This window comes from Enterobacter sp. UPMP701, from assembly GCF_053709515.1.
In genome coordinates this window covers 46,208-61,823 of the sequence record NZ_JBSKJN010000002.1, presented here as the reverse complement: position 1 = coordinate 61,823, position 15,616 = coordinate 46,208, and the positions used below count along the sequence as shown (strand labels likewise).

Annotated in this window: 17 protein-coding genes and 1 riboswitch; of the genes, 8 read left to right on the top strand and 9 right to left on the bottom strand. The window is 58.7% G+C overall.

Annotated elements, in window-relative coordinates; translation table 11 throughout:
• Positions 1 to 61 precede the first annotated feature (61 nt).
• The gene (yvcK, locus tag ACWKXT_RS05805; protein ID WP_063143116.1) at positions 62 to 970 is read right to left on the bottom strand and encodes a uridine diphosphate-N-acetylglucosamine-binding protein YvcK; all 909 of its coding nucleotides are present in this window, start codon (positions 968 to 970) and stop codon (positions 62 to 64) included.
• 225 nt (positions 971 to 1,195) lie between these two features.
• Positions 1,196 to 1,329: riboswitch (molybdenum cofactor riboswitch) on the top strand.
• Between yvcK and moaA the strand changes: the two genes are divergently transcribed.
• From moaA to ACWKXT_RS05775, 6 genes are all read left to right on the top strand, one after another.
• On the top strand, positions 1,317 to 2,306 hold the full coding sequence (gene moaA / locus ACWKXT_RS05800) for a GTP 3',8-cyclase MoaA (RefSeq protein WP_454531939.1): 990 nt from the start codon (positions 1,317 to 1,319) through the stop codon (positions 2,304 to 2,306). It overlaps the preceding riboswitch by 13 nt.
• A gap of 24 nt (positions 2,307 to 2,330) precedes the next feature.
• Positions 2,331 to 2,843, top strand: coding sequence for a molybdenum cofactor biosynthesis protein B (gene moaB, locus ACWKXT_RS05795; protein WP_454531938.1), 513 nt, complete (start codon positions 2,331 to 2,333; stop codon positions 2,841 to 2,843).
• Between the two features lie 3 nt (positions 2,844 to 2,846).
• Complete coding sequence (gene moaC / locus ACWKXT_RS05790; protein ID WP_454531937.1) at positions 2,847 to 3,332, top strand: cyclic pyranopterin monophosphate synthase MoaC; 486 nt, start codon at positions 2,847 to 2,849, stop codon at positions 3,330 to 3,332.
• Positions 3,325 to 3,570: a molybdopterin synthase sulfur carrier subunit gene (gene moaD, locus ACWKXT_RS05785; protein WP_454528832.1), complete on the top strand. Its 246-nt coding sequence runs from the start codon at positions 3,325 to 3,327 to the stop codon at positions 3,568 to 3,570. Before moaC ends, moaD begins: the two co-directional genes overlap by 8 nt.
• Position 3,571: 1 nt before the next feature.
• A complete protein-coding gene (moaE, locus tag ACWKXT_RS05780) occupies positions 3,572 to 4,024 on the top strand; it encodes a molybdopterin synthase catalytic subunit MoaE (protein WP_454531936.1) in 453 nt (150 codons plus the stop codon).
• A gap of 64 nt (positions 4,025 to 4,088) precedes the next feature.
• Complete coding sequence (locus tag ACWKXT_RS05775; protein ID WP_454531935.1) at positions 4,089 to 4,796, top strand: Bax inhibitor-1/YccA family protein; 708 nt, start codon at positions 4,089 to 4,091, stop codon at positions 4,794 to 4,796.
• Between the two features lie 105 nt (positions 4,797 to 4,901).
• Here ACWKXT_RS05775 and ACWKXT_RS05770 read toward each other — a convergent pair whose 3' ends face one another.
• The 3 genes from ACWKXT_RS05770 to ACWKXT_RS05760 are packed head-to-tail and all read right to left on the bottom strand — an operon-like array spanning position 4,902 to position 7,860.
• Positions 4,902 to 5,864 (bottom strand): lysylphosphatidylglycerol synthase domain-containing protein, encoded by a 963-nt coding sequence (locus ACWKXT_RS05770; protein ID WP_048959982.1) that lies wholly within the window; start codon positions 5,862 to 5,864, stop codon positions 4,902 to 4,904.
• Positions 5,864 to 7,102, bottom strand: coding sequence for a cardiolipin synthase ClsB (gene clsB / locus ACWKXT_RS05765; protein WP_080327831.1), 1,239 nt, complete (start codon positions 7,100 to 7,102; stop codon positions 5,864 to 5,866). Before clsB ends, ACWKXT_RS05770 begins: the two co-directional genes overlap by 1 nt.
• On the bottom strand, positions 7,099 to 7,860 hold the full coding sequence (locus ACWKXT_RS05760; RefSeq protein WP_119915043.1) for an endonuclease/exonuclease/phosphatase family protein: 762 nt from the start codon (positions 7,858 to 7,860) through the stop codon (positions 7,099 to 7,101). Before ACWKXT_RS05760 ends, clsB begins: the two co-directional genes overlap by 4 nt.
• A 133-nt stretch (positions 7,861 to 7,993) precedes the next feature.
• Here ACWKXT_RS05760 and ACWKXT_RS05755 point away from each other — a divergent pair, with 133 nt between their 5' ends.
• Complete coding sequence (locus tag ACWKXT_RS05755) at positions 7,994 to 8,404, top strand: YbhQ family protein (RefSeq protein ID WP_014883088.1); 411 nt, start codon at positions 7,994 to 7,996, stop codon at positions 8,402 to 8,404.
• On the opposite strand, the gene ACWKXT_RS05750 is transcribed toward ACWKXT_RS05755, so the two are convergent.
• The 5 genes from ACWKXT_RS05750 to cecR are packed head-to-tail and all read right to left on the bottom strand — an operon-like array spanning position 8,366 to position 14,006.
• Positions 8,366 to 9,472 (bottom strand): ABC transporter permease, encoded by a 1,107-nt coding sequence (locus ACWKXT_RS05750; RefSeq protein WP_454531934.1) that lies wholly within the window; start codon positions 9,470 to 9,472, stop codon positions 8,366 to 8,368. The genes ACWKXT_RS05755 and ACWKXT_RS05750 overlap by 39 nt on opposite strands.
• A gap of 9 nt (positions 9,473 to 9,481) precedes the next feature.
• Positions 9,482 to 10,615: an ABC transporter permease gene (locus ACWKXT_RS05745; RefSeq protein WP_454531933.1), complete on the bottom strand. Its 1,134-nt coding sequence runs from the start codon at positions 10,613 to 10,615 to the stop codon at positions 9,482 to 9,484.
• Positions 10,605 to 12,344 carry an ATP-binding cassette domain-containing protein gene (locus tag ACWKXT_RS05740; RefSeq protein WP_454531932.1) on the bottom strand — a complete coding sequence of 580 codons (1,740 nt, stop codon included), beginning with the start codon at positions 12,342 to 12,344 and terminating at the stop codon, positions 10,605 to 10,607. The genes ACWKXT_RS05745 and ACWKXT_RS05740 overlap by 11 nt, the downstream gene beginning before the upstream one ends.
• On the bottom strand, positions 12,337 to 13,332 hold the full coding sequence (gene hlyD / locus ACWKXT_RS05735; RefSeq protein ID WP_454531931.1) for a secretion protein HlyD: 996 nt from the start codon (positions 13,330 to 13,332) through the stop codon (positions 12,337 to 12,339). Before hlyD ends, ACWKXT_RS05740 begins: the two co-directional genes overlap by 8 nt.
• Positions 13,329 to 14,006, bottom strand: coding sequence for a transcriptional regulator CecR (gene cecR, locus ACWKXT_RS05730; RefSeq protein WP_454531930.1), 678 nt, complete (start codon positions 14,004 to 14,006; stop codon positions 13,329 to 13,331). Before cecR ends, hlyD begins: the two co-directional genes overlap by 4 nt.
• Before the next feature lie 207 nt (positions 14,007 to 14,213).
• On the opposite strand from cecR, the gene rhlE reads away from it, so the two are divergent.
• A complete protein-coding gene (gene rhlE / locus ACWKXT_RS05725) occupies positions 14,214 to 15,599 on the top strand; it encodes an ATP-dependent RNA helicase RhlE (RefSeq protein WP_454531929.1) in 1,386 nt (461 codons plus the stop codon).
• The last annotated feature ends 17 nt before the right edge of the window (positions 15,600 to 15,616 follow it).

The following is a 15,616-nucleotide window of genomic DNA, read 5'->3' as shown; positions in this document are numbered from 1 at the left end:
TTTTCTCCCTCTCCCCGTGGGAGAGGGCCGGGGTGAGGGCATCAGGCCGCACAAGACGAACCTAACCCAGCGCCTGAATCGCCTTCTCCAGCGCCTCGCGCAGCAGGTGACGGTCGTGACGATACTTGATATCGCTGGCCTCCAGCGGCTCCTGCACCACCAGACGATCGCCAATCCCTGACACATCCACTTTTGGGCCCACGACGACGCCGTCGATGATTTTCTTGCCGACGTAATGCTCCATCAAATTGAGTTTGTCCGCCAGCGACAGGCTCGCCGCCGCCGGGCTCAGCTCACGCCCCAGGTTACCGATGTAGACCATCGGGGCAGGGGTGCGACGCAGCGCCTGCGCCAGTTCCTTCACCAGCAGTATCGGCATCAGGCTGGTATAAAAACTGCCCGGACCGATCAGGATCAGGTCCGCTTCCCCGATGGCTTCCACCGCTTCCCGCGTGGCCGGCACGCTCGGGTAGGTCATCAGCTCTGTCGGCGGCAGGAGGAGCTGGTCGATATTCACTTCACCGTAAACTTCATGCCCCTCGGCGTCGATGGCCATCAGGTCAACCGGCTGTTCAGACATGGGGATCAGGAATGCGTCCACCTTGAGCAGGTTACGGATCAGATTGATAGCTTCCAGGGGCCGCACGCTGAGATGGTCCAGAGCCTTTAACATCAGATTTCCCAGGTTATGCCCCGAAAGCTCGCCATTGCCGCCAAAACGGTACTCAAACATCGCTGACGCGACGCTTGGCTCGGTAATTAACTGGTTCAGACAGTTGCGCATATCTCCCCAGGCAATGCCGCCTTCGGCGCGTCGGATCCTGCCGGTTGAGCCGCCGTTATCGGTGGTGGTCACTATCCCTGTCAGCCTTGAGCCGAGTGAGGACAAAGAGGACATAACCCGGCCTAAGCCGTGCCCGCCGCCAAGAGCGACCACTCGGTCAAGATCCGCAAAAGTGCGATTGCGCATACGTATTCCTTATCACGTTCGATCGCGTAACAGTAACCTAACTACCCCTAAAAGACGATGCCTCACCCGATGCAAAATGACGTATATCAATGTGAAAACGCGGTTTTTAGGTATTCTGTAGCGAAAATGCAGGATTGATACGCTATATAGATAATTATATAGCGTAAAGCGATAATGGCGCCGCCAGAATTTCCGCGCTACTATCGTCCTAACCACGTTTTCAAAATTGAAAACATACACTCTAGCCCTTGTGCCTGTGTCGAACGATATGGCGCTCTGGCCGTGGCGAATTTGCCACCAGGGTACAGAAAGAAATGACTGTGCCTCCCGATCTGGAAAGGTGTACATGGCTTCACAACTTACTGATGCTTTCGCACGTAAGTTTTATTACTTACGTCTGTCGATTACCGATGTGTGCAACTTCCGTTGCACCTACTGCCTGCCCGACGGCTACAAACCGGGCAGCGTTACCAATAACGGCTTTCTCTCCGTGGATGAAGTGCGTCGCGTCACGCGTGCGTTCTCTGAGCTCGGTACCGAAAAAGTCCGTCTGACCGGAGGCGAACCCTCCCTGCGACGTGATTTCCCCGACATTATTGCCGCCGTACGCGAAAACGAACGTATCCGCCAGATTGCGGTGACCACCAACGGTTACCGCATGGCGCGTGACGTGGCAAACTGGCGCGATGCGGGGCTGACGGCGATCAACGTCAGCGTCGATAGCCTGGACGCCCGTCAGTTTCACGCCATTACCGGCCAGGACAAGTTCCGCCAGGTGATGGACGGCATCGATGCGGCGTTTACCGCCGGATTCAAGAAGGTCAAAGTCAACACGGTGCTGATGCGCGACGTCAACCACCATCAGCTGGATACTTTCCTGGCGTGGATCAAACCGCGCCCCATTCAACTGCGTTTTATCGAGCTGATGGAAACGGGTGAGGGCAGCGAGCTGTTCCGCCGTCACCACATCTCCGGCATGGTACTGCGCGACGAGCTGCTGAAACGTGGCTGGATCCACCAGATCCGCCAGCGCAGCGACGGCCCGGCGCAGGTCTTCTGTCACCCGGATTACGAAGGTGAGATAGGGCTTATCATGCCCTATGAGAAAGACTTCTGCGCCAGCTGCAACCGTCTTCGCGTCTCCTCGGTTGGCAAGCTTCATCTCTGCCTGTTCGGCGACGGCGGTGTCGATCTCCGCGATCTGCTGGAAGACGATGCGCAGCAGGACGCGCTAGAAGCACGCATTTCTGAAGCGCTGACGCATAAAAAACAGACCCACTTCCTGCATCAGGGCAACACCGGTATTACTCAGAACCTGTCTTACATCGGCGGGTAATCAGGCTTAAGAAGGAATCAGAAGATGAGTCAGGTAAGCGCAGAATTTATCCCGACACGCATTGCTATTCTTACCGTCTCCGACCGCCGTGGTGAAGAGGACGATACCTCCGGCCACTGGCTGCGCGAGGCGGCACATGAAGCCGGACACCATATTGTTGATAAAGCGATCGTCAAAGAGAACCGTTACGCCATTCGCGCGCAAGTGTCGCAGTGGATTGCGAGTGATGAGGTGCAGGTAGTGCTGATCACCGGCGGTACCGGCTTTACCGCAGGCGATCAGGCGCCAGAAGCGCTGCTCCCGCTGTTCGACCGCGAAGTGGAAGGCTTCGGTGAAGTGTTCCGTATGCTCTCCTTTGAAGAGATTGGTACCTCCACGCTTCAGTCGCGCGCCGTTGCCGGGGTGGCTAACAAAACCCTGATTTTCGCCATGCCGGGCTCGACCAAAGCCTGCCGCACCGCGTGGGAAAACATCATCGCGCCGCAGCTGGATGCCCGTACCCGTCCGTGTAATTTCCATCCCCATTTAAAGAAATAAGCTATGTCACAACTGACCCACATTAACGCCGCTGGCGAAGCGCATATGGTGGACGTCTCCGCCAAAGCGGAAACGGTGCGCGAGGCGCGCGCGGAAGCGTTCATCACCATGCTGCCCGAAACCCTGGCGATGATTATCGACGGCAGCCACCATAAGGGCGACGTCTTTGCCACCGCCCGCATCGCCGGTATTCAGGCCGCTAAACGGACCTGGGAGCTCATCCCGCTTTGCCATCCGTTGATGCTGAGCAAGGTGGAAGTGAACCTGCAGGCGCAGCCGGAGCATAACCGCGTACGCATTGAGTCCCTGTGCCGCTTAACCGGCAAAACCGGCGTGGAGATGGAAGCCCTGACGGCGGCCTCCGTCGCCGCGCTGACCATCTACGACATGTGCAAAGCGGTGCAGAAAGATATGGTGATTGGCCCGGTGCGTTTGCTGGCGAAAAGCGGCGGCAAATCCGGTGATTTTAAGGTGGACAGCCATGATTAAGGTGCTCTTTTTTGCGCAGGTGCGCGAGCTGGTCAATACCGACAGCCTGACGCTGGATGCGTCCTTCGAAAACGTCGCCGCCCTGCGCGCGCATCTGGCGGCACAAAGCGACCGCTGGGCGCTGGCGCTGGATGAAGGCAAGCTGCTGGCCGCCGTTAACCAGACGCTGGTGGAGTTCAATCATCCACTGACCGAAGGGGATGAAGTGGCCTTTTTCCCGCCGGTCACAGGGGGATAAGATGGCTGAAACCCGAATTCTGGTGAGTCCCGAGCGTTTTAACGTGGGGACGGAATACAGCTGGCTGGCGGAACGCGATGAAGACGGCGCGGTCGTCACCTTCACTGGCAAAGTGCGTAACCACAACCTCGGTGACAGCGTGAAGGCACTGACGCTGGAGCACTATCCGGGGATGACCGAGAAGTCGCTGGCGGAGATTGTCGACGAGGCGCGAGGCCGCTGGCCGCTTGGCCGCATCACGGTGATTCACCGTATCGGCGAGATGTGGCCCGGCGAAGAGATTGTGTTTGTCGGCGTCACCAGCGCGCACCGCGGCAGCGCGTTTGCGGCAGGGGAGTTCATTATGGATTACCTCAAAACCAAAGCGCCGTTCTGGAAGCGCGAATCCACGCCGGAAGGTGAGCGCTGGGTGGAATCGCGCGACAGCGATAAACAAGCCGCAAGCCGTTGGTAGTCGGTTTACGTGGATGTGTTAATCTTAACGTGTGTGTCTACTTAATCTTAATCAGGAGTGAATCATGGACCGATTTCCGCGTTCCGATTCAATAGTACAGCAGACCCGTAGCGGCCTGCAGACGTATATGGCTCAGGTGTACGGCTGGATGACGGTCGGCCTGCTGCTGACGGCGTTTATCGCGTGGTATGCGGCGAACACGCCCGAGCTGATGATGTTTATCTTCTCCAGCAAAATCACCTTCTTTGGGTTGATTATTGCGCAGCTGGCACTGGTGTTTGTGCTCTCCGGGCTGGTGCACAAGCTCAGCGCGGGCATGGCGACCACGCTGTTTATGCTCTATTCAGCGCTGACCGGGCTGACGCTCTCCAGTATTTTTATCGTTTACACCTACTCCTCCATCGCCAGCACGTTTGTGGTGACCGGCGGGATGTTTGGCGCGATGAGCCTGTACGGTTACACCACCAAACGTGACCTGAGCGGCTTCGGCAACATGCTGTTTATGGGGCTGATTGGGATTGTGCTGGCGTCGCTGGTGAACCTGTGGCTGAAGAGTGACGCGCTGATGTGGGCTGTAACCTATATCGGCGTGGTGGTCTTCGTTGGTTTGACCGCCTACGACACCCAGAAGCTGAAAAACATCGGCGAGCAGATCGACGTGCGCGACAGTTCAAACCTGCGCAAATACTCGATTCTGGGCGCGCTGACGCTCTATCTGGACTTTATCAACCTGTTCCTGATGCTGCTGCGTATTTTCGGCAACCGTCGCTAGTTATTTCCCCTCACCCTAACCCTCTCCCCACAGGGGAGAGGGGATTGCACGGTGCGGCCTTTTCTCCCTCGCCCCTTTGGGGAGAGGGCCGGGGTGAGGGGGCATTCATTTTGCCATCGCCTTCTCGTTCTTCGCCCTCAGCTTTTTCGCCCGACTCTCCAGCACCAGATAACAGACCGTGGCCAGCGCCAGCGGCAGGAAGTAATAGAGCATGCGGTAGGCGAGCAGGGCAGCAATAATCGTTCCCTGTGAGACATGCTCTCCGGCCAGTAGCGCAATAAACACCGCCTCCAGCACCCCGATCCCCGCCGGAATATGCACAATCACACCCGCAATACTGCTGACCAACAGCACGCCCAGCACGAAGAAGTAATTCACATCTTCACCAATCAACAGCCAGATAATCGCGCCCATCGCCATCCAGTTGGCGCTGGAGACGGCCATCTGCAGGACGGCAAACTTCCACGACGGCAGCACCAGTTTCTGACCTTTGATGGTCATATGGCGACGCCTGGCAAAGGCGCAGGCCCACAGATACACGGCGATGATCAGCAGCAGCACAATGCCAAGAATGCGCAGCGTGGCTTCGTCGATATACCAGTGCGCGGGCAGCTGCACCACGCCGATGGTGAAAATCACCCCGCCGAGGAGAATATAGCCCAGCCAGTTGGTGGTGATGCTTAAGGAGAAAATACGCGTGATGGTCCCGCCCGGCAGGCCGAGCCGCGAGTAGAGGCGATAGCGCATGCCGATGCCACCCACCCAGGTGCTCAGCGTCAGGTTAAAGGCGTAGCAGATAAACGACACCAGCATCACCTGACGTTTAGCGAGCTTGTGGCCGCAGTAGGCGCGCCCGAGAAGGTCATAGCAGCCGTACATCAGGTAGCTGACGATGACCAGCCCAACGGCGCCCAGCAGCACCAGCCGGTTATAGTTGCGGATGACCTTCCACACCTCTTCCCAGTCCACTTTCTGCGCGTACACCACCAGCAGTACCGCGACCGCAATGAAGAACACCCAGGTGAGGATTTTTTTTGCCAGCCGCCAGCGAGGATGTGATTTCGACATCAGGGTTTGCCTCCATCTTCCGCTTCAACGCGGTCCTGGGTTTCCATTTCGGGTTGTACCGGCGGGTCCACCTGAGCAAGCTTTGGCGTATGCGCCGGTAGCCAGCCGACCATCGCCGGGAAGTGGCGCAGGAAGTGGAACACCACCACGCCGATGCCAACGTTCCACCAGCTGCGTTTCGGCACCATGGATTCATCCACGCGCACGCAGTCGTTAACGATCAACGCCTGCAGGTTATCCCGCAGGGTCTGATTAAACTGGCGATCGTGAATGATCAGGTTAGCTTCGAGATTAAGCGATAAGCTCAGCGGATCGAGGTTGCTGGAACCCACGGTGGCCCAGTGGTCGTCCATCAGCGCCACTTTGCCGTGCAGCGGACGGCGGCGATATTCATATATTTGCACGCCGCCCTTCACCAGGTAGTTATACAGCAGCCGCGCGCCGACTTTGACGATGGGCATATCCGGCTCGCCCTGCACAATCAGCTTCACGCGTACCCCGCGTCGGGCGGCATTGCGCATGGCATGCAGCAGGCGATAGCCAGGGAAAAAGTAGGCATTGGCGATGATGACCTCGCGCTTCGCGTTGGCGAGCATCTTCAGGTAATGACGTTCAATGTCGTCCCGGTGCTCGCCGTTATCCCGCCAGACGAACAGCGCCTGCGCTTCGCCGGGCTTGCGGTTCTCTTCCGGACGATGGCGGCGTTTCCACCAGCGGCGTACGGCCTCTTTGCCGGGCAGGTTTTCCAGCTCGAACAGCAAAATATCCTGAACCACTGGCCCTTCAATGCGGATGGCATAATCCTGCTTCGCCTCGGGGCCGTAATCGGACATGTGCTCAGCGGAGTAGTTAATACCGCCGACAAACGCCACCGTCTCATCCACCACCACAATTTTGCGGTGCATCCGGCGGAACAGGTTGGTACGCATGCCGAACAGGCGAGGGCCGGGATCGTAGTAGCGGAACACCACGCCTGCGGAGGTGAGTTCATTAACGAATTCATCGCTGAGATCCGGCGAGCCATAGCCATCCAGCAGGGCTTCGATTTTCACGCCGCGCCGGGCGGCGCGCAGCAGCACGCTGTGTAGCTGTTTGCCCACGTCGTCTTCGAACCAGATAAAGGTTTCGAGGATCACTTTCTGCTTTGCCTGGTCAATTGCCTTAAACACGGCCGGGTAGTACTCGTCGCCATTGACCAGCAGCGTGATCCGGTTGCCTTCCTGCCAGGTACATTTCATAGGTGGATCTCCGCGCTGAGCGGGGCATGGTCGGAAAGATGTCGCCAGTTAAGAAGCGCCAGAGCGGTCGGGCTGCTGGCATGAGCGTTTTTCACGTAGATGCGATCCAGACGCAGCAGGGGGAAGCGCACCGGAAACGTTCGCGCAGGGCGACCGCGTGCGCGGGTGAAAATCTCCTCCAGCCCCGCATTTACCTTCAGAGGGTGGTTGGCGCGCTGTCGCCAGTCGTTAAAATCCCCGGCCACCACCACGGGTTCGCCTTCCGGCAGCGCATTGGTCCAGTCTGCCAGCATCTGCAGCTGGGCCTGACGGTGGGCCTCGCGCAGGCCGAGATGCACGCAGCCCACGTGAATGGGAATATCGAGATCCGGCGGCGCGATGCGGCAGTAAAGCAGCCCGCGCTTTTCGCTCTCCCCAACGGAGACGTCCCGGTTCTCGTAATGTTCAATGGGAAAACGTGACAGCACCGCGTTACCGTGATGCCCCTCCGGATAGACCGCGTTGCGCCCGTAGGCGTAATCGCTCCACATGGTATCGGCCAGAAATTCATAGTGCGGCGTATCGGGCCAGTTTTCGAAATGCATCGGGTGCACCTCGTGCGCGCCCATGACCTCCTGCAGGCAGACAATATCCGCGCTGACGGTGCGAACGGCGTCGCGCAGCTCCGGTAAAATGAAGCGGCGGTTAAATGCTGTGAAGCCTTTATGAATGTTTATCGTCAGCACTTTAAGCGAGAAATGCTGCATTTTTTTGGTCATAAGCTCCTTCCTGAGTGACTATCCCAATGAAAATAAAGTGTAGTAGGCGTCACAAAAAGATGCGGCGTTACGGAATTTTCCGTAAAGTGCGGTAGTCTGATTAAGCAGAGAAAAATCCTTCAGGAGAGAAGCCATGAAGTGGCAACAACGTGTTCGTGTCGCAACGGGTTTGAGTTGCTGGCAGATAATGTTGCATTTACTGGTCGTGGCCGTACTGGTGATGGGCTGGATGAGCGGCACGCTGGTGCGTGTTGGCCTGGGGCTATGCGTCCTTTATGGCGTCACCGTGCTGTCGATGCTGTTCTTACAGCGTCACCATGAAGCGCGCTGGCGTGAGGTGGGTGATGTGCTCGAAGAGCTCACCACCACCTGGTACTTTGGTGCCGCGATGATTGTGCTGTGGCTGCTGTCACGCGTGCTGCAAAACAACCTGCTGCTGGCCCTCGCGGGTCTGGCAATCCTTGCAGGGCCCGCGGTGGTCTCGTTACTCACCAAAGAGAAAAAGCTACGCAATGTTGCGTCTAAACATCGCGTACGCCACTGAGCCCGTTGTGGCCGCTATGACCAGTAGCGGCCACAAACTTCCCCAGACAATGTCCAGACTCGCATCCTTCAGATAAATTTGCTTGGTGATATCCGTAAAGTGCCGAATCGGATTTACCCACGTCAGATCCTGCAGCCACACCGGCATGTTCTCGACGGGTGAGACGTACCCCGAAAGCAAAATCGCCGGCATCATAAAGACGAATACCCCGATAAACGCCTGCTGCTGCGTGGAGCAGAGCGCCGAAATCAGCAGTCCAAACCCCACCAGCGACAGCCCGTAAATCACCATCGTAAAGTAAAACAGCGCCAGCGATCCGGCGAACGGGATCTGGTAAGCAAATATCCCCACGCCGAGCACGATGGTGGCCTGGAATGTCGCCACTATTAGTGCCGGAACCGCTTTGCCGACGAAAATTTGCCAGGTGGCGAGCGGGGAAACCAGCAGCTGATCCAGGGTGCCCTGTTCGCGCTCGCGGGCCACGGACAGGGAGGTGACGATCATCACCCCGATGGTGGTGATCATGGCGATCAGCGACGGCACCACAAACCATTTGTAGTCCAGATTCGGGTTGTACCAGTTGCGCACCACCAGCTCGCTGTTGTTGGGTTTGGGTTTGCCCTCCATCAATTCCTGCTGGTAATCCTTCACCACCTGCTGCAGATAGTTGGCCGCTATCTGGGCGCTGTTGGAGTTGCGCCCGTCGAGGAGCAGCTGCATCGGTGCAGTCTGGAAGGTGTCCAGGTTACGGGAGAAATCCGCCGGGAAGCGCACCAGCAGCAGCGCTTTTTGCGTGTCGATGGTGGGCTGGATCTCCTGCGGGCTTTTCAGCAGCAGGATGTGGGTAAAGGCTTTCGCCCGGGCGAAACGCTGCGTCAGCTCGACGGCATGTTTGCCGTTGTCTTCGTTGTAAATGGCAATGGTGGCGTTGGTTACCTCAAGCGTGGCGGCAAACGGGAACAGTAAAACCTGGATCAGCACCGGCAGCACCAGAATGGCGCGGGTTTGCGGCTCGCGCAGCAGGGATTGCAGCTCTTTGCGGATCAGCGTCCATAAACGGTGAAACATATGCGCTCCTTAATCTAACCGCCGTTTGGTTTTCATCCACGTCAACCCGATAAACATCACCGCCGACGCCATCAAAAACAGGGTGTTGATAATCAGCACCACCGGAATATTCCCCGCCAGGAACAGGCTTTGCAGCGTGCTCACGAAGTAGCGCGCCGGAATAATGTAGGTCACGGCGCGGATCACGGCTGGCATGCTGTCGATCTGGAAGATAAACCCGGAGAGCATAATCGACGGCAGGAAGGCGGCGTTCAGCGCCACCTGCGCGGCGTTAAACTGGTTACGGGTGATGGTGGAGATGAGCAGCCCCATCCCCAGCGTGCTCAGTAAAAACAGGCTGGTGATAAAGAACAGCACCACCAGCGAGCCGCGGTACGGCACGCCGAGGATAAAGACGGCGACCAGCATGCAGAGCAGCATCGCCAGCATGCCGAGAAAGTAGTAGGGGATGAGCTTGCACAGCAGCAGCTCGACGCGCGTCACTTCGGTGGAGAGCAGCGCCTCCATGGTGCCGCGCTCCCACTCGCGGGCAATCACCAGCGAGGTCAGAATCGCGCCGATCACCGTCATGATGATGGTGACCGCCCCCGGAATAATAAAGTGCTGGCTGATGGCGGCAGGGTTAAACCAGTAGCGCGTCTGCACGTCGATCAGTGGTTTAAATTCTTCGCCCCGATCTTCCGCCCGCTGCATTTGCCACAGCTGCCAGATCCCCTCCGCATAGCCCTGCACAAAGTTCGCGGTGTTCGGCTCGCTGCCATCGGTGATCACCTGGATCGGCGCATCGGCATCCGGGCGCGCCATGCTGGCGGCGAAATCCACCGGAATGACGATCAGGCCGCGTATTTTACCGGCCTGCATTTTCTGGATTAATTCCTGCCGGTTGTCGCTGATGGTGGCGTCAATGTAGGGCGAGCCGGTCATCGCATGGGTGAAGTCCAGCGCCTCTTCGCTCTGCTGCTCCAGCAAAATCCCGACCCGCAGCTTGCTGGAGTCGAGGTTAATGCCGTAGCCAAAGATAAACAGCAGCAGCAGGGGGATCACCACCGCAATCAGCCAGCTGCTGGGGTCACGCACGATCTGCCGCATCTCTTTAATGCACAGCGCGCGCACCCGGCGCCAGGATATAGCACTATTGTGCATGAGCATTCTCCTTATCCCAGTCGTGGATGAGGGTGATAAACGCCTGTTCCATGGTCGGGTCCGGGACCTCGTCATCGGCAGCCTGGTTTTTCAGGTCATCCGGCGTGCCGTGGGCGATCAGCTTGCCGCGATAGACCAGCCCGATACGGTCGCAGTACTCCGCCTCGTCCATGAAGTGGGTGGTCACCATCACGGTCACCCCTTTTTCCACCATGCTGTTGATATGCAGCCAGAACTCGCGGCGGGTTATGGGATCAACCCCCGAGGTCGGTTCATCCAGAAACAGAATATCCGGCTCGTGCATCAGCGAGCAGGCCAGGGCCAGCCGCTGCTTAAAGCCGAGCGGCAGCTCGTCGGTGGCGTGGGAGGCAATACTGGTTAACCCGAAGGCGTCGCTCATGCGGCGGATTTTCTCGTTCTGCGCGCGCCCGCGCAGGCCATACACGCCGGAGAAAAAGCGCAGATTCTGCTCGACCGTCAGGTTGCCGTACAGGGAAAACTTCTGCGCCATATACCCCAGATGCTGGCGCGCCTTGCCGGAGCTGACCTTCAGGTCCATGTCCAGCACCAGCGCTTTGCCGGACGTCGGCACCAGCAGGCCGCACATCATCTTGAAGGTGGTCGATTTTCCCGCGCCGTTCGGCCCGAGCAGGCCAAAAATCTCGCCGCGCTTCACGGCAAAATTGACGTTATCGGTGGCGGCGAAATCGCCAAATTTTTTGGTGAGCGAGTTCGCTTCAATGACCGTTTCGCCCGGCGTGCCTTCCACCGTGTGCAGGATTGCACCAAGCGGTGACTCTGAGGTGCCCGCGCCGCCCAACAGATCGATAAAGGCATCCTCAAAGCGCGGCGCGGTTTCCGTCATGTCGATCTCAGGCATCCCCGGCGCACGGCGGATATCGTCGACGGTGGCCTCTTTTTTGAGGATCACGCGCACCGAGCGGCCCTGAATCATCCCGTCGCTGACCTGCGGCAGCTTCAGCACCCGCTGGAGCAGCCTGCGGTTGGACTCCTGCGGGCTGTGCAGCAGAAAACTGCGCCCGGCCATGGTTTGCGTCAGTTTGGTCGGCTCGCCCTGATAAAGCAGTTCGCCTTCGTTCATCAGCAGCACGTCGCGGCACTGTTCCGCTTCGTCGAGGTAGGAGGTGCTCCAGAGGATCAGCATCCCGTCGCCCGCCAGCTCGTGCACCATCTGCCACAGCTCGCGGCGGGAGATTGGGTCTACGCCGACGCCGGGTTCGTCCAGCAGCAACACCTTCGGCTCGCCCACCAGCGTGCAGGCCAGCCCCAGCTTCTGTTTCATCCCGCCCGAGAGCTTGCCCGCCAGCCGGTCGGTGAACGGGCCGAGAGAGGTGAACTCCAGCAGGCGCGCGAAAGTTTTTTGTCGCGTTTCGCCGGTGACGCTGCGCAGGTCGGCGTACAGGTTCAGGTTTTCCATCACCGTCAGATCTTCATACAGACCAAACTTCTGCGGCATATAGCCGAGCATGGCGTGAAGCGCGCCGTCGTCCTTGATCGGGTCAAGACCGAGCACGCTGGCGCTTCCTTCATCCGGTTTCAGCAGCCCCGCCAGCATTCGCATCAGCGTGGTTTTTCCCGCGCCGTCCGGGCCGACCAGCCCGGTGACATAGCCTTTCTGTATGGTGCAGTTCAGCGGCGCGACCGCTGGCTTGTCCATTCCCTTAAAGCGTTTAACCAGACCGTTGAGCTGAATAACCGCGTCATTCATGTCGTTCCCCGTTGTCTACTTTTACGGTGACAGGCATGCCCTGACGCAGGGCGTCGTCTGCATCGGTCACGATGATGCGCAGGCGATACACCAGGTCGGTACGCAGGTCCGGTGTTTCAACGGTTTTCGGCGTGAATTCGGCGGTAGGGGAGACAAAGCCCACTTTGCCGTGATACGGCTTGTCCGGGCGCCCGTCGGTATAGAGCAGCAGTTCGCGGCCCGGCTGCATCTGCCCGAGGTTCGGTTCATCAATATAGGCGCGCACCCACACCGGACGGGTAAGGGAGAGCGTTAAGACGGTGCTGCCCGCGCTGAGCATGCTGCCCGGCTCCACGGCGCGGGTCATCAGCGTGCCGTCAGACGGGGCGATTAAGGTGGTGTCGCGCAAATCCAGCTCCGCCTGAGCCAGCTGCGCCTGCGCCTGTTCAAGGCTGGCTTTCGCCTGGGCAATATCCTGCGCGCGGTTACCGGTGCGGTACTGGCTTAACTTATCCTGCGCAGATTTCAGCGTCGCCTGCGCCTGGTCGCGGGACGAGCGCGCATTTTCCAGATCGTTCGCGGAAATGGTGCGGCTTTTCCACAGCCCCTGCTGGCGCGCGTAGAAGTTCTGCGCGTAGTCATAGGCGGCTTGCGCCTGCTTAACGGCGGCGGCGGCCTGGGCGATCTCTTCATCACGGTAGCCTGCCAGCATCAGGTCATACTGCGCCTGCGCCACGGAGACGCCCGCTTTAGCCTGCATCAGCGCGTTCTCATAGGGCGCTTTATCCAGCATCCCCAGCGTCTGCCCGGTTTTAATGGCGTCGCCTTCGTCAACGCTCAGCGAGGCGAGACGCCCGCCGACGCGGAAGCTCATATTCACGGTACGGATATCCACGTTGCCGTACAACGTCAGGCCTTTATCCTGCTGGCTTTGATACCACAGCCAGCCGCCGACGCCCGCAGCAAGCAACACAACAACCACCAGAACGATGGCGACAGGTTTTTTCATGACTTCAGGCTCCTTTGCGTTAAGCCTTGCAGGATCAGATCGAGATGACAGGCGATGACCTGGCCAATCTGCGCGGCTTTATCCTCATCGAATTGTGTCCAGCCCGTGCGTAACAGGATGGTCTCACGCCCCAGACGGAAGGCAAGAATTTCGCCCAGCAGGGCGTGGGTATGCAAAATCATTTCGGTGTCGCGTGCATCGCGTCCGGTATAGGCCGCGACAAGCCGGGTCAGGTGCGAGTGCATCGGCGCGATCACCCGATCGTGTACCCGCTGGTAGGCAGCCGTAGGGGAGAGCTGCTCGCGGGAAATAAACTTGCTCAGGTTCAGCGTATCGTCGTGCGTCAGCAGGCGGATCATATTATGGCAGGCGTTGAGAATAAGCTGGCGAACGGCGGCGCGATCGGGCGACGGCTGGCCGAGCAGCGCGGTGGCTTCCTCAACGTGCGGGTGAAACTGCGTGCCGATAAAATCGGCGATCCACTCGGCGCAGGCGAGGTATAAATCCTCTTTTGAGCCAAAATAGTAGGTAATAGCCGCAATGTTCTGCCCGGCCAGCGCGGCAATATCGCGCGTGGTCGCATGCAGCCCGTACTCGCCAAACTGCGCCAGCGCGGCGGCGATAAGCTGATTTTTGGCCTGTTCACCTTTGGTAGTTGTGGGTGTCGTATTCATGGCGGCATTAAAAATTAATCAATCGATTGATTAAGATTATGTCTGATTCACTCTCCCGTCGAGGGAATGTTGAGGGATATTTTATGCGCCACGTCACAAAAGCTGCTACACTCCGCCCCTTCGCGACATTGTGGTTTTTGTCCTCCCCTATTCGTTATATCTCCCTGAAAACTACACCTGTGATGGTCGGGGCGGTTCGGAGTTTTTATGTCTTTTGATTCCCTTGGTCTGAACCCGGAAATTCTGCGCGCCATCGCAGAGCAGGGCTACGTTGAGCCAACCCCTATCCAGCAGCAGGCTATTCCGGCTGTTTTGCAGGGCCGTGACCTGATGGCAAGCGCGCAGACCGGTACCGGTAAGACCGCGGGCTTTACCCTGCCGCTGTTAGAGCTGCTGGTAAAAAACCAGCCGCACGCCAAAGGCCGTCGTCCGGTGCGTGCGCTGATCCTTACCCCAACCCGTGAGCTGGCGGCCCAGATTGGCGAGAACGTGCGTGAGTACAGCCGCTATCTCAACATTCGTTCGCTGGTGGTTTTCGGCGGGGTAAGCATTAACCCGCAGATGATGAAGCTGCGCGGCGGCGTGGACGTGCTGGTGGCAACGCCGGGGCGTCTGCTGGATCTGGAACACCAGAACGCGGTAAAGCTGGACAGCATCGAAATTCTGGTGCTGGACGAAGCCGACCGCATGCTCGACATGGGCTTTATTCACGACATTCGCCGCGTGCTGGCTAAACTGCCTGCGCGTCGTCAGAACCTGCTCTTCTCCGCGACCTTCTCCGACGAGATCAAGGCGCTGGCGGAAAAACTGCTGCATAACCCGCTGGAAGTGGAAGTCGCGCGCCGCAACACCGCTTCCGAACAGGTGACGCAGCACGTTCACTTCGTTGATAAAAAGCGCAAGCGGGAACTGCTCTCCCAGATGATCGGTCAGGGCAACTGGCAGCAGGTGCTGGTCTTTACCCGCACCAAGCACGGTGCGAACCACCTGGCGGAACAGCTGAATAAAGACGGCATCCGCAGCGCAGCCATTCACGGTAACAAGAGCCAGGGCGCGCGTACCCGCGCGCTGGCTGATTTTAAATCCGGCGACATCCGCGTGCTGGTGGCGACCGACATCGCCGCCCGTGGCCTGGACATCGAAGAGCTGCCGCACGTGGTGAACTACGAGCTGCCAAACGTGCCGGAAGACTACGTTCACCGTATCGGCCGTACCGGCCGTGCGGCGGCAACCGGCGAAGCGCTCTCTCTGGTCTGCGTGGATGAACACAAGCTGCTGCGCGACATCGAACGTTTGCTGAAGAAAGAGATCCCGCGCATTGAAACCCCGGGCTACGAAGTTGACCCGTCGATCAAAGCCGAGCCGATTCAGAACGGTCGTCAGGGCGGCGGTGGACGTGGTCAGGGTGGTGGCGGTCGCGGTCAGCAGCCGCGTCGTGCAGAAGGTGGCGCACCGAAATCATCCGGCAAACCGCCGCGTCGTAACAACGACAGCAAACCGGCGGGTGAAAACCCGTGGCGCAGCGGCGAAGGGAAACCGGCAGGTGAAGGGCAGCGTCGACGCCGCCCGCGTAAACCTGCTAACCCGCAGTAATCTGGAAGCCCGGTCGT

What these genes read in the sequence shown, in the direction of transcription:
- cecR (WP_454531930.1), bottom strand. Translation starts at nt 14,006, where the DNA reads ATGAATACGACACCCACAACTACCAAAGGTGAACAGGCCAAAAATCAG.
- moaC (WP_454531937.1), top strand. Translation starts at nt 2,847, where the DNA reads ATGTCACAACTGACCCACATTAACGCCGCTGGCGAAGCGCATATGGTG.
- hlyD (WP_454531931.1), bottom strand. Translation starts at nt 13,332, where the DNA reads ATGAAAAAACCTGTCGCCATCGTTCTGGTGGTTGTTGTGTTGCTTGCT.
- moaA (WP_454531939.1), top strand. Translation starts at nt 1,317, where the DNA reads ATGGCTTCACAACTTACTGATGCTTTCGCACGTAAGTTTTATTACTTA.
- ACWKXT_RS05760 (WP_119915043.1), bottom strand. Translation starts at nt 7,860, where the DNA reads ATGACCAAAAAAATGCAGCATTTCTCGCTTAAAGTGCTGACGATAAAC.
- ACWKXT_RS05770 (WP_048959982.1), bottom strand. Translation starts at nt 5,864, where the DNA reads ATGTCGAAATCACATCCTCGCTGGCGGCTGGCAAAAAAAATCCTCACC.
- moaD (WP_454528832.1), top strand. Translation starts at nt 3,325, where the DNA reads ATGATTAAGGTGCTCTTTTTTGCGCAGGTGCGCGAGCTGGTCAATACC.
- moaE (WP_454531936.1), top strand. Translation starts at nt 3,572, where the DNA reads ATGGCTGAAACCCGAATTCTGGTGAGTCCCGAGCGTTTTAACGTGGGG.
- moaB (WP_454531938.1), top strand. Translation starts at nt 2,331, where the DNA reads ATGAGTCAGGTAAGCGCAGAATTTATCCCGACACGCATTGCTATTCTT.
- ACWKXT_RS05745 (WP_454531933.1), bottom strand. Translation starts at nt 10,615, where the DNA reads ATGCACAATAGTGCTATATCCTGGCGCCGGGTGCGCGCGCTGTGCATT.
- ACWKXT_RS05740 (WP_454531932.1), bottom strand. Translation starts at nt 12,344, where the DNA reads ATGAATGACGCGGTTATTCAGCTCAACGGTCTGGTTAAACGCTTTAAG.
- yvcK (WP_063143116.1), bottom strand. Translation starts at nt 970, where the DNA reads ATGCGCAATCGCACTTTTGCGGATCTTGACCGAGTGGTCGCTCTTGGC.
- clsB (WP_080327831.1), bottom strand. Translation starts at nt 7,102, where the DNA reads ATGAAATGTACCTGGCAGGAAGGCAACCGGATCACGCTGCTGGTCAAT.
- ACWKXT_RS05755 (WP_014883088.1), top strand. Translation starts at nt 7,994, where the DNA reads ATGAAGTGGCAACAACGTGTTCGTGTCGCAACGGGTTTGAGTTGCTGG.
- ACWKXT_RS05750 (WP_454531934.1), bottom strand. Translation starts at nt 9,472, where the DNA reads ATGTTTCACCGTTTATGGACGCTGATCCGCAAAGAGCTGCAATCCCTG.
- rhlE (WP_454531929.1), top strand. Translation starts at nt 14,214, where the DNA reads ATGTCTTTTGATTCCCTTGGTCTGAACCCGGAAATTCTGCGCGCCATC.
- ACWKXT_RS05775 (WP_454531935.1), top strand. Translation starts at nt 4,089, where the DNA reads ATGGACCGATTTCCGCGTTCCGATTCAATAGTACAGCAGACCCGTAGC.